General features: G+C 40.7%; 9 protein-coding genes. All 9 read right to left on the bottom strand.

What is annotated here, in order from left to right; translation table 11 throughout:
* Positions 1 to 173: 173 nt before the first annotated feature.
* Positions 174 to 1,283 (bottom strand): cell division protein FtsQ/DivIB, encoded by a 1,110-nt coding sequence (locus tag PDL71_RS05415; RefSeq protein WP_407526421.1) that lies wholly within the window; start codon positions 1,281 to 1,283, stop codon positions 174 to 176.
* Entirely contained in the window at positions 1,284 to 2,669 is a 1,386-nt protein-coding gene (gene murC / locus PDL71_RS05410) for a UDP-N-acetylmuramate--L-alanine ligase (RefSeq protein WP_407526419.1), read from the bottom strand.
* A gap of 156 nt (positions 2,670 to 2,825) precedes the next feature.
* Positions 2,826 to 3,977 carry an undecaprenyldiphospho-muramoylpentapeptide beta-N-acetylglucosaminyltransferase gene (murG, locus tag PDL71_RS05405; RefSeq protein WP_407526416.1) on the bottom strand — a complete coding sequence of 384 codons (1,152 nt, stop codon included), beginning with the start codon at positions 3,975 to 3,977 and terminating at the stop codon, positions 2,826 to 2,828.
* Positions 3,978 to 4,128: 151 nt separating this feature from the next.
* Positions 4,129 to 5,370: an FtsW/RodA/SpoVE family cell cycle protein gene (locus PDL71_RS05400; RefSeq protein WP_407526414.1), complete on the bottom strand. Its 1,242-nt coding sequence runs from the start codon at positions 5,368 to 5,370 to the stop codon at positions 4,129 to 4,131.
* 155 nt (positions 5,371 to 5,525) lie between these two features.
* On the bottom strand, positions 5,526 to 6,866 hold the full coding sequence (murD, locus tag PDL71_RS05395) for a UDP-N-acetylmuramoyl-L-alanine--D-glutamate ligase (RefSeq protein WP_407526411.1): 1,341 nt from the start codon (positions 6,864 to 6,866) through the stop codon (positions 5,526 to 5,528).
* A 182-nt stretch (positions 6,867 to 7,048) separates the two neighbouring features.
* Positions 7,049 to 8,326, bottom strand: coding sequence for a phospho-N-acetylmuramoyl-pentapeptide-transferase (gene mraY / locus PDL71_RS05390; protein ID WP_407526409.1), 1,278 nt, complete (start codon positions 8,324 to 8,326; stop codon positions 7,049 to 7,051).
* 80 nt (positions 8,327 to 8,406) lie between these two features.
* Positions 8,407 to 9,873 carry a UDP-N-acetylmuramoyl-L-alanyl-D-glutamate--2,6-diaminopimelate ligase gene (locus tag PDL71_RS05385; protein WP_407526406.1) on the bottom strand — a complete coding sequence of 489 codons (1,467 nt, stop codon included), beginning with the start codon at positions 9,871 to 9,873 and terminating at the stop codon, positions 8,407 to 8,409.
* Positions 9,873 to 11,972 carry a penicillin-binding protein gene (locus tag PDL71_RS05380; protein ID WP_407526403.1) on the bottom strand — a complete coding sequence of 700 codons (2,100 nt, stop codon included), beginning with the start codon at positions 11,970 to 11,972 and terminating at the stop codon, positions 9,873 to 9,875. Before PDL71_RS05380 ends, PDL71_RS05385 begins: the two co-directional genes overlap by 1 nt.
* Entirely contained in the window at positions 11,972 to 12,298 is a 327-nt protein-coding gene (locus PDL71_RS05375) for an FtsL-like putative cell division protein (RefSeq protein WP_407526400.1), read from the bottom strand. The genes PDL71_RS05380 and PDL71_RS05375 overlap by 1 nt, the downstream gene beginning before the upstream one ends.
* Positions 12,299 to 12,464 lie beyond the last annotated feature (166 nt).

Here is a 12,464-nt window from a genome sequence, read left to right as displayed (position 1 = left end):
ATTCTATTCAACAACCCACCCCAGCTCATCATCTTCATTGTTTGAGTCTCTGCTGCCCCTCCCTGGAGGGGATAAACAGCTTACTCTTCATTTTTTTACTTTTAACTTCTTCCTTGTTTCTTGCCATTTGGTTCTTGGTTCTTTTCCTTTCATAGGGGTTGGTTCTCTTATGGTCACTGTTGGTTTTTCTTCTCCATCACCGCTTTGGGTTTGGGAGCATTCTGTTTCTTTACTTCATTCAATACATTTTCTTCCTCAGTTTTTGGTTTTGCTTTTACAGGGGTTGGATTCTGGTTCTTCACCGGCATTGTTGAAGGATTGGATTGGGTTTTCACAGGAACAGATGCTGGGTTTTGGGTCTTGGTTTTAGAGGTAAGCCCAACTATTGAATCTTTTTTAATGATAGCAAGCGATGTGTCTTTTGCGCTCTGCAAACTATCAATCACATTGCTGATGCGGATGCTGTCCTTTGTAGCAAGCGCAAAACTTTTGAACAAACTGGCACTATCTCTTCTCACAGCTACAAGCTGCTTATCATAACGCACATCCAGGTTACTGTAGTAATTCCAACCTGTTTTATTCATGATTTGCTTATAGAACAATAACAGGCGGTTAAACTTTGCTTCCACATTGGTACCATCTCCAAACTGAATGGTATGTTGTCCCAGTTTGGGAATCATTTCCATTTCATAATTATTGATGTTTACCTGCTCCACCTGCGCCATCCAGAAATCATGATTCAATAAATACAAACCCACTTCTTTTATTTGCTGTAACAACACACTGTCTTTACCAATGAGTGGTTTTGTAATCTGCGGAAAAGAAGTAAACACCGGCACACGTGCCACCTGGTCATTGGTTGTGGGTAATTGCTCACCTAAATCATCTACATAAAATGTTTCACCGCTCACAGCAAACACACGGGCCACAGGTTTACGCTCTGTAACATCTACATGCAGCACATCATTATTATCAAAGAACAATTCTGCATTACGAATCCATAAATTCTTTTCAAGAATGGATTCCAGTTGCTGCAGGTCAAAAGTTTTCAGCAGTTGACCTTTCAACTGTTCAGGCGCACCACCTGAAATAGTGTTGAGAATATTTTTTTCGCTGATGTATTGCACACCAACCACACTCTTTACATTCACTACTACATCAGTGCACACTTTTTCTGCCTGCTGACGGGTTGCTGCAATGAGCAACACTACAGCACCACTCGCCACCAGCGACCAGATAACCGTTGCAATAATCCGTTTTACTATTTTCTTATTGATTGCCACTTATTTTAAAATCAATTCTTTTAATTCATTCAACATTGCATCAATATCACCTGCACCTGCGGTAATGAAGACCACGCCGCCCTTGTAGGTGCTATCACCAACAAATTTCTGCAGGCTACTTTTTAATTGCTCCTTACTCATCACCTGCTTATCTTTCAACTTCATTCTGTTCAAAATCATTTCACTGCTTACTCCTTCAATTTGTAATTCTCTTGCTGGATAGATGGGCAAAAGAATTACTTCATCAGCCGTATCCAGCACTTCTGCAAACCCATCCGCTAAATCTCTTGTGCGTGTGAACAGGTGCGGCTGAAAAACCAAAACCATTTTCCTGTTGTCAAACAAACTTCTTGCACCTGTTATCAAAGCCCTTAACTCTTCCGGATGATGTGCATAATCATCAATCATCACTACATCAGCTTCACCGGGAGCTATTACATATTCAAATCTTCTTTTCACTCCTTTAAATGCAGCTACCGCCTCTCTGATTTTTACATCATCAATTTTTAATAGGTGTGCCACTGCTATTGCAGCCAATGCATTTTCAATATTGTGCAGTCCGCCAATGTTCAATCGCACATCTTTGAGCAACCAATCTTTTACCACCACATCAAACAAATAAGTTCCATTTTCCACTTTGAGATTTTTTGCATATACATCAGCAGCATCATTATTCAAATGATAAGTAATGTGATGTGTTGCCTTTAAATCCCTTGCACGCTTCAATCCATACTTGCTGATGAGCCAACCACCTGCTTTGATATTTGCGGTGAACTCAATGAATGCATCTTCCATGGCTTCAGCAGTACCGTAAATATCCAGATGGTCTGCATCCATTGCAGTAATCACCGCAATATCAGGACTCAACTTGTGAAAAGAGCGGTCGTACTCATCTGCTTCCACTACACATATATTGTTATCACTTGCCCAAAAGTTGCTGTTATAATTCACTGCAATACCTCCGAGAAAAGCATTGCATCCGTAACCGCTGTGCCGCAGCAAATGACCTGTGATGGTGCTGATGGTTGTTTTACCATGTGTACCTGCCACACATATATTCAAAGAACTTTGCGTTATAATCTGCAATACATCACTTCGTTTTACAACGTTGTATCTGTTTTGCAAATAGAACTGATACTCTTTGTGCTCCTTTGGAATAGCAGGTGTGTAGACTACCAACTGCACATCTTTGGGAATACTATCAACATCCTCTTTATAATGAACTTCAATTCCTTCTGCTTCCAACTGTGATGTGAGCGGGGTTACTGTTTTATCATAACCACTCACCTTCACTCCTTTTTCATTGAAGAACCTGGCGATGGCGCTCATACCTATTCCGCCTATTCCAATGAAATACACTTGCTTTATATCCTTCAACTCAATCATTTGTTCACCAGGTCTGACGCCCTCGTCTGACCGATTTAATTCTTTCTTTTTTATTCCTTTTTTCGTCCCGTCAGACGAGGGCGTCAGACGGGGCGTGCTTCTTTCTACCTCACCCTTCCGTCCCTCTCCCAAGGAGAGGGAAACTGCTGCTGTACGTTATTCAATAATTTTCAAAACTTCTTCTGCAATAATTCTGTCAGCATCTGCAACGCCCAACTTTGAACTATTTTCTTTCAACTCTTTTTGTCTTACATCATCATTAGCCAATTCTATGATGGTGCTTACTAATTTTTCTTTTGCTTCACTATCCTTTACCATCAATGCTGCTTTCTTATTGACCAGGTGCATCGCATTCACCGTTTGATGGTCTTCTGCTGCATGCGGATAAGGAACAAATACAGCAGGCTTTGCTACCAGACAGATTTCAGCAATAGCCATTGCACCTGCTCTTGAAATCACCACATCTGCTGCTGCATACGCATTTTCCATTTGCGTAATGAAATCATTCACCCACACGTTGCTTCTGCCTTCACTTCTTGCTTTGCCCTTCGCTGCATAAGGTTTACCTGTTTGCCAGATGAGTTGCAGATTATTTTGTGCAAAGGCATCAATCCCCGCATCAATCGCTTCGTTGAAGCTTTTTGCACCCAGACTTCCGCCAACTACCAGCACCGTTTTTTTATCTGTACGCAATCCAAAGAACTTGAGTGCTTCTTCTTTTGTAACTGTTGACTGTGCAATTGCAGAACGAACCGGGTTACCGGTAATCATCAACTTCTCTTTAGGAAAAAACTTTTCCATCCCGTCACTGGCTACAAATATTTTTGTTGCTTTCTTTCCCAGCAAAATGTTTGACTTACCGGCAAACGAATTGCTTTCATGTATAAATGTGGCAATGCCCTTGCTTTGCGCCAACCGCAACACCGGAAAGCTGGAATAACCACCTACCCCAATCACTGCATCTGGTTTGAATTCGTTGATGATTCTTCTCACCTGCAAAAAGCTCTTTACCAGCTTTAACGGCAAACCGATATTTTTTATCAAAGAACTTCTGTTAAAACCTGCGATATCTAACCCTTTTATTTCATAACCGGCCTGCGGCACTTTTTCCATTTCCATTTTTCCCTTGGCACCAACAAACAATATCTGTGCTTCGGGTTGTAAGTTTTTGATGGCATTGGCAATAGCGATGGCGGGAAAAATATGACCGCCGGTACCGCCTCCTGCTAAAAGAAAACGCTGACGCCCCCATCCCCTAAAGGGGGGCTCTGTAACAGCTTCATTATTTTCAAATGCACTATTGCTCATTTATTTTAATGCTCAACTTTTTTTACTTGCTTGTATGTTCAATAATGTTAAGAACGTACAAGAGTGCGACGCAACAGAAGAAACATAGTAATACTTCAGCTCGTAACACCATTATTAAAAAGAACTATCAAAAACAAAATGTTTCATTTCATCAAGCTGCAGCTTCACTCACTTGTTTGGAATTCCCTTCTGCATCTTCTACGTTTCTTGCTACACTCAATATGATTCCGATTGCCAAACAGGTAAACAGAAAACTACTGCCGCCCATACTCACGAGGGGAAGTGTTACACCCGTAACCGGAAACAATCCCACATTCACTGCCATATTCGTCATGGCCTGTATTACCAATGTAAAGCTCAACGCCAATGCCAGGAAGGCGCCGAAGGCAAACGGACATCTTCTGAAAATGACAATGCTTCGAAACAAAAACACCATGTATATAAAGATGATGAACGCACCCCCTAACAATCCATACTCTTCAATGATGATGGAATAGATATAATCAGAATAAGGATGTGGTAAAAAATTCCGTTGTTCACTGTTACCCGGACCAAGACCTAACCAACCTCCCTTTGCAACAGCAATCTTTGCCTGTTGTACCTGGTAAGGCGCATCATCTGCTTTGGCATACATAAAATCCTGAACACGTTTTATCCATGTAGGTACACGTCCGCCGGCGAGCATTGCAGGCAGCTCTTTCATTTTGCCTTCCTGCTTATCGTAGTAAGCAGATGCAATACTGATTAAAATGATAACAGGAACAATCACTGCTGCGGCCACCAGTGCTATGTGCTTGAAACTTACACGACCAATGAATAACAGCAACATGCTGGTTGCACCTGTGAGTAAAGCCGTTGAAAGATTCGCTGGTGCAATGAGTCCGCAAATGATAACGATGGGAATCATGAGCGGAATAAATCCCTTTTTGAAATCTTTAATCACTTCCTGTTTCTTGCTCAGCAACCGTGAGAGATACATGAAAAGAGCCAACTTGGCAATATCTGATGTTTGAATGGTGAGATTGATGATGGGCAATTTAATCCAACGGCTTCCTTCATTTAGGCGTACACCAAACAATAACGTATAAATCAACAATGCAATGGAGATGAAGAATAGTACTTTGGCCACTTTGGAGTAAATGGTATAATTCACCCTGTGTGCAAAATAAACCACCGCAATTCCGATGGTGATGAATACAATCTGCTTAAACAGATACACAGCATTGTTGCCTTTGTACATTTTATAAGCCAGCGAATTAGTAGCACTATACACCACCAACAAGCTGATTAATGACAATACAATCACCAATGCCCATATAACTTTGTCACCACGGGTTTTATCTTTTAACCCTGATGGAGACAATTGAGATGTTATGGATGCGAATTGATTCATATTACCTCACCCTTTTATCCCTCTCCCAAGGAGAGGGAAACTGCTGTTGTGCATTTTTTCAGCTATTTATTTATGCTCAACAGTAGTTTTATACTTAAACTTTTCTTTTTTCTTTCTTACTCCCGTCAGACGGCCAAAGGGCCGTGCAGACGGAGTTATAATTCTCTCACTGCTTTCTTAAACTGATCCCCTCTGTCTTCATAGTTTTTGAACAAATCAAAACTGGCGCAGGCAGGACTCAACAAAACCACATCACCTTTCTCTGCAAAATGATAGGCAGCTTTTACAGCATCCTCTGCATTGGTAGTATTTACCATAAGTGCTACGGTATCACCAAATGCTTCATGAATTTTTCTGTTGTCCAGACCCAGGCACACAATCGCTTTTACTTTTTCCTTCACCAAATCTTTCAACACTTCATAATCATTTCCTTTATCTACACCACCCAGGATGAGAATGGTTGGTTTTTCCATACTCTCCAATGCAAACCATGTAGAGTTGATATTGGTAGCTTTACTGTCATTGATGTATTCCACGCCTTTTACAGTAGCTACATACTCCATACGGTGTTCAAGACTTTCAAATGTGGTAACAGCCTCACGAATCTTTTCTTTGCGGATACCGAGTGTAGCCGCTGCAATACCTGCTGCCATAGTGTTGTACTGGTTGTGTTTGCCTTTGATTTTAAAATCATCTACGCTCATCGTTAACTTGTCGTCGTTTACTGCAATCGTCATTGTGCCGTCCTTAATAAAGGCTCCTTTTTGTTGTTCGTGGTTCATGGTAAAGGGGAGTGGGTTAGATTTAATGTTTTGATTTTTCAGATATTTCATTGTTATAGGGTCATCAGCACAATAGATGAAAACATCGTCTGCAGCCTGATTAGCTGTAATCTTGAATTTTGCTTTGATATAATTTTCAAACTTGTACTCATAGCGATCGAGATGGTCTTCCGTAATATTGGTGAGCACAGCAACTTCTGCACGAAAGTTTTTGATATCATCCAATTGAAAACTGCTGATCTCTGCTACATATACCTCCTTAGGGTCAAGTGCCACCTGCTTGGCAATACTAATGCCGATATTTCCTACCAATGCACAATCCAAACCGGCATGTTTGCAGATATGATAGGTAAGTGATGTAACCGTTGTTTTGCCATTACTTCCGGTGATACCAACAATCTTACTGTTGCCCTTGTAGCGCCATGCCAGTTCAATTTCACTGATGACAGGAATTCCTTTTTTGCGGATGGCTTTCATTACTTCACTTTTTTCAGGAATACCGGGGCTCTTCATGATTTCATCCGCTGCAAGAATTGTTTCCATGGTGTGACCGCTCTCTTCAAACTCAATTCCATGTTCTTTGAGCTCTTCTTTGTACACCTCTTTAATAGGCGCACCATCGCTCACAAATACTTCATACCCCTGCTTCTTAGCAAGAATTGCAGCGCCTGTTCCGCTTTCGCCGCCGCCGAGTATGATGCACTTGTGTTTCATTCGCTTTTGTTCTTTTTTTCTTATCTCTTGTTGTTTTGGTTTTTTAACCTCTTTTACACTTCACCAGAATAAAAAAGGCTCTTCATTGGTATGGGTTAGTACGTGTGTTTCACAGTTGGTTTTGTCATGGCTTTCACAGGATGGATTCACATCTCCAAACCGGATGGTTTTTCAATCGTATCTTAACGGATCTTGAGTGTTACAATCGCAAATGCCACGCATAGGATGGTTACAATCCAGAAACGTGTTACGATCTTACTCTCATGAAATCCCTGTTTTTGATAATGATGATGCAAAGGGCTCATCAAAAAAATCCGTCGTCCTTCACCATACTTCCGCTTGGTGTATTTGAAATAAGCCACCTGCATGGTTACACTCAATGCTTCTACAAAAAACACCGCACATAAAATAGGAATCAACAATTCCTTTCTTACCAAAAATGCTAATGAAGCAATCACACCACCTAGCATCAAACTTCCTGTATCACCCATAAATACCTGTGCAGGATATGAGTTGTACCAAAGAAAACCGATACAGGCACCAATCATCGCTGCAATGAAAATGGACAACTCACCAATGCCCGGTATGTAGAGAACATTCAGATAATCTGCCAATCGAATATTACCGCTTGCATAGGCAAACACAGCCAAACCAATACCGATGATGGCCGATACACCTGTTGCCAATCCATCAATACCATCTGTTAAGTTGGATGCATTGCTCACTGCTGTAACAATGAAAATCACAATCAACACATAAAGTAACCAGGTAATACCACGTATAGCAGCAGGCAAGAGTTTTGAATAATTAAACTCGTGACTTTTTACAAACGGAATAGTTGTAATCGGACCATCTGCTTCAATCATGATTTTTTCTTTACCATCAATCTTTACAATTTTTGTATTAGCACCTGCAGGTATTTGTGTACCTGTAAATTCTCTGAAAGCTTTCACAGAACCATTGAACATAAGCGTTGTTGCTACTGCTACGCCTAACACTACCTGTCCTAAAATTTTAAACCAACCTGCGAGTCCATCACTATCTCCTTTTTTATAAGCAATACCCTTTTCCTGTGCAATACGTTTGGCTCTTATTTTTAAATAATCATCAATAAAACCAATCAAACCCATCCATACAGTAGCAAACAACATGAGCAGTATGTATACTTTGCTCACATCAGCCAGCAGCAACGTAGGAACGATGATGCTTACTATGATGATGATGCCACCCATGGTAGGTGTTCCTTTTTTCTGTTGTTCTCCTGCCAACCCTAAATCACGAACTGTTTCACCTACCTGCTTCTTACGGAGATAATTAATAAGACGCTTGCCAAAAACTGTTGAAATCACCAATGAAAGAACTAACGCCAGCATCACACGGCTGGTGATGAACTGAAACAGATTGTCGCCCGGAAAATCTATCCCGATACTATTGAGCCAATCGAATAAGTTCTTTAACATGGTTCCTGGTTTATTGTTTCTTGTTTTTTGTTTTGGTTAATTGTATACACTTGAAGCCTGTAGTTTCCAACTTGCAACTTTCACCTCTCCAACAATTCAAACATTTCTTTCAATACCTTTTTATCATCAAAATCATGTTTCACTCCTTTAATGTCCTGGTACTTTTCATGTCCTTTACCCGCAATGAGAATGATATCTTCATGATGCGCCAGGCTCACAGCGGTTTTAATCGCTTCTTTTCTGTCAGCTATTGAAATATATTTTCTGCGTGCAGCACTGTTCAATCCTTCTTCCATATCAGCCAATATTTCCAACGGGTCTTCTGTACGTGGATTATCACTGGTGAAAATCACTTTATCACTCAACTCGCAAGCCACAGCTCCCATCACAGGTCGCTTGGTTTTATCTCTGTCGCCCCCACAACCCACTACGGTTATGATTTGCTCGTGACCTCTTCTTAATTTCTTAATTGTGCTCAACACATTTTGCAGAGCATCCGGCGTATGTGCATAATCTACAATACCGAGAATTAAATCTTTGGCAGAAATGATATAATCAAACCTTCCTTCTGCGCCTGTAACACTGCTTAATATCTGCAACACTTTTGTTTTGTCTTCGCCCAAGCAAACAGCAGCGCCATACACAGCTAACAAATTGTATGCATTGAATTCGCCAATCAAACGGAAATGCACTTCTTCATTATTCACCAGCATGTGCAAACCTGTGAGACCGTTTTCTAAAATCTTTCCTTTGAAATCAGAAACATTTTTTAAGCTGTAGTAATGCTTTTTAGCTTTTGTATTCTGCAGCATCACTTCGCCACGCTTATCATCATGATTACTGATGGCGAAAGCTTCAGAGGTAAGCCCGTCAAAGAATGCTTTCTTTACACGGATATATTCATCAAATGTTTTATGATAATCCAGGTGGTCATGTGTGATATTACTGAACAAAGCCCCTGCAAAATGAATTCCTGTAATGCGGTGCTGATGAATGGCATGACTGCTGCTTTCCATAAACACATGAGTACACTGAGCATCATACATTTTTTTCAACAGACGATTCAATGAAATCACATCAGGTGTTGTATGTGTTGATGGAAATACTTCAGCGCCTACATAATATTCTACTGTTGAAATCAAACCGCACTTATATCCCAATCCGCTGAAGAGTTTGTATAACAATGTGGCAATGGTTGTTTTACCATTCGTTCCTGTTACACCTACTACTTTCATTTTGTCTGTTACATTACCAAAGAATTGATTGGCGATATAACCTGCTGCCTCGGCACTGTTACTCACTTCTACATAAGTAGCTGCATCGCTGATGGTAGTTGGTAAATGCTCACATACAATTACTGTTGCTCCCAGCTCAATGGCTTTATCAACGAATGCATGCCCGTCAGTTGCTGTTCCTTTGATGGCAATAAAGCAACAGCCTTTGGTTACAAGACGTGAATCAATCTGCACATCATTCACTTCAACATTCGTTGTACCGTGAACGCTGCGGATATGCACTTTGTATAATATGTCTTTTAACAATGCCATTAATTCAAATACAAAACGATTGATTGTCCTTTACTCACAGGCGTACCTGCGTTGATGGATTGACCAACTACTTTTCCTTTTCCGTTTACCTGAACAGTTAATCCGTTATTTTCCAAAACGTACAATGCATCTTTCAAACCCAACCCACGTACATCAGGAATGGTTGATGCAGCTAGGTTAAGTACCTGCGGCTGCAGGATTTTATTTTTTACAGCTACTGTGCGCCAGTTGCCACTCATTGCATCATTGTATCCAAACTGAAAGGTGTTGCCAATCGATTGAATTTCTTTTTTCATACCACCGAAAGTGTAGAGCATAGAATCAACTGCCGGTAATTGTAAAGGCTGTGGTTGATTCATGGTGTACTTGTACAGATGGTCGGCTATTTCACGAAACACAGGAGCAGCTACGGTTCCTCCATAATAATTAGCAGCATGCGGTTTATTTTTTACCACCACAATGATGGAGTACTTAGGTGCATCAACTGGAAAATAGCCGGCAAATGCACTTTGATACACGCCATCACTATACTTGAACTTTCCATCATTGACTTTAGCGGTTCCTGTTTTACCTGCTACTTTATAAGGAGAATTCGCAAATACATTTTTACCGGTACCTGTGATGCATACTTCCTTCAAACATTCCTGCAGTTGCTGAATGGTTTCAGGACGGCCGATTTGTTCATTCAATACTTCAGGTTCCACCTTTTGAATCACTGTTCCATAGCTGCGTACTTCATTGAGAAGGTAAGGTTTCATCATCTTACCATTATTTGCCACAGCGTTATACACCATCAGCAATTGCAGAGGTGATAACATGATTTCATAACCAAAGCCCCATGATGCCAGTGTTTGCGGATGCCAGTACTTAGCTGTATTGGGATTTTTTACCAATGGTTTAAATTCTTCATTTAGCTCAATTCCTGTTTTGGAAGTGAGATGCAGGTTCTTTAAATGCTTATAATATTTTTTGGGGTCATTGGTGTAAAACTGATAAGCCAATTTACTCATGGCCACATTGGAGCTTTGTGCAAAAGAGTTTTTAATGCTGATTACTTCAGGACCGTGATGATCATCCACAATCGTTCTTCCGTTCAAATTCCATCTGCCCCCATGAATGGTGATATTATCATTGATGGTTACATGTTTATCTTCCAACGCTGCAAATAATGTAACAAGCTTAATGGTAGAACCGGGCTCTGATGTGCGGAGTGCAAAATTGTCTTTTTCAAAATAAGTTCCTTCTTCTGTTCTGCTGAGGTTGGCAATGGCTTTGATTTTTCCTGTTGCTACTTCCATTACAATACAAGTGCCTTCCAGTGCTTCATTAGTCGTCATGGTACGCATTAAAGCACGCTCAGTAATATCCTGAATGTTTACATCCAGCGTGGTATAAACATCGTTTCCATTTTCAGGTTCTACTTCATAACCTTCCACCGGCATCATCACGCCACCTGCTACAAAACGTACCAGGCGTTTACCGCTGGTGCCTCTTAACACTGTATCAAAGGAACGTTCAAGACCCACCAGCTTTGCATTCTCCCTGTATAAACCAATCGTACGGAAACCCAACTCACCAAAAGGATTCAAACGTTTTGTTTTTACTTCAGCAATAAAACCACTTTTGTTTTTACCCAAACGCACCAGTGGAAACTCACGCAACTCTTTGTATTCTTCAAACGAAACTTTTTTACGCAGCGGATAATAACGCTCTTTGTTTTTATACGCCAGTTTCAACTCCTTTTTATAGGTATCAGCCGATTTGTCTTTGAATAATCTTGACAAACAAATACTGAGTGAGTCAACATTGCTGAAAAAGTTTTTACCATCCTTGGCCCGTAAACCATCAGCACCAAAATCAACATACATATCAAACTGCGGTAAAGAGGTGCTGAGCATGCTGCCATCTTCACTGTAGATAGTTCCCCGCTCCGCAGCCAGGTCAATGATTTTTGTGTGCATACTATCGCCCATGCTTCTCCAATAACTTCCTTCAAAACTTTGCGTATAAAAAGCTTTACCCAAAATGAGTATGCCAAACAAAGTCAATCCCAGAAATCCGAGATACACACGCCACAATATGTCTTTTTTTACTTCCATTATTGCTTCGCCTGTTCAGTACTGTCAGTTAATTTGATGGGTTGTTGTATGTTTTCTTTTAAGCCGATGGTGTCCACCACTTTAGCTACTTCACTCAACCGGTTTTGAAACATGAGTTTACCGTTGAGTGATTTATACTCATACTCCTGCTCTTTTAAAAGCCGGGTGGTTTTATTAATGTCACGGATGGTATTATCGGCATAGTGGCCGTTGGCGATGTAGAGGATGGCCAGCAGGGAGAGAAAAAGAAAGAAAGGAACGTTGCGTACGATCCATTGATAGTTGAACCATTTCTTCAATTCAAACTTCGGTTCTTTAGCTGCCATCGGTTGGGTTCTTGTTCTGGGTTTGTTTTAGTTTGTTTACGGCTTCAAATGGATTGGATTTTAAAAATTGTGGTTTCAGAGATGGAATTCAGTGGGTATGATTTTGGTTTGCCGTTGTTAGTGTGCTGCTATTCGTCAAAAACACATCACCAACAACACATATTGG

This window comes from Lacibacter sp. MH-610 (assembly GCF_045780045.1).
Taxonomy (GTDB): domain Bacteria; phylum Bacteroidota; class Bacteroidia; order Chitinophagales; family Chitinophagaceae; genus Lacibacter.
Note: the sequence above shows the minus strand (reverse complement) of the source record. Positions and strands in the feature narration are given on the sequence as shown.

Bases quoted from the DNA above. Each gene is read 5' to 3' on its own strand.
- PDL71_RS05385 (WP_407526406.1), bottom strand. From the start codon at position 9,873: ATGGCATTGTTAAAAGACATATTATACAAAGTGCATATCCGCAGCGTT.
- PDL71_RS05400 (WP_407526414.1), bottom strand. From the start codon at position 5,370: ATGAATCAATTCGCATCCATAACATCTCAATTGTCTCCATCAGGGTTA.
- PDL71_RS05375 (WP_407526400.1), bottom strand. From the start codon at position 12,298: ATGGCAGCTAAAGAACCGAAGTTTGAATTGAAGAAATGGTTCAACTAT.
- murD (WP_407526411.1), bottom strand. From the start codon at position 6,866: ATGAAACACAAGTGCATCATACTCGGCGGCGGCGAAAGCGGAACAGGC.
- murC (WP_407526419.1), bottom strand. From the start codon at position 2,669: ATGATTGAGTTGAAGGATATAAAGCAAGTGTATTTCATTGGAATAGGC.
- mraY (WP_407526409.1), bottom strand. From the start codon at position 8,326: ATGTTAAAGAACTTATTCGATTGGCTCAATAGTATCGGGATAGATTTT.
- murG (WP_407526416.1), bottom strand. From the start codon at position 3,977: ATGAGCAATAGTGCATTTGAAAATAATGAAGCTGTTACAGAGCCCCCC.
- PDL71_RS05380 (WP_407526403.1), bottom strand. From the start codon at position 11,972: ATGGAAGTAAAAAAAGACATATTGTGGCGTGTGTATCTCGGATTTCTG.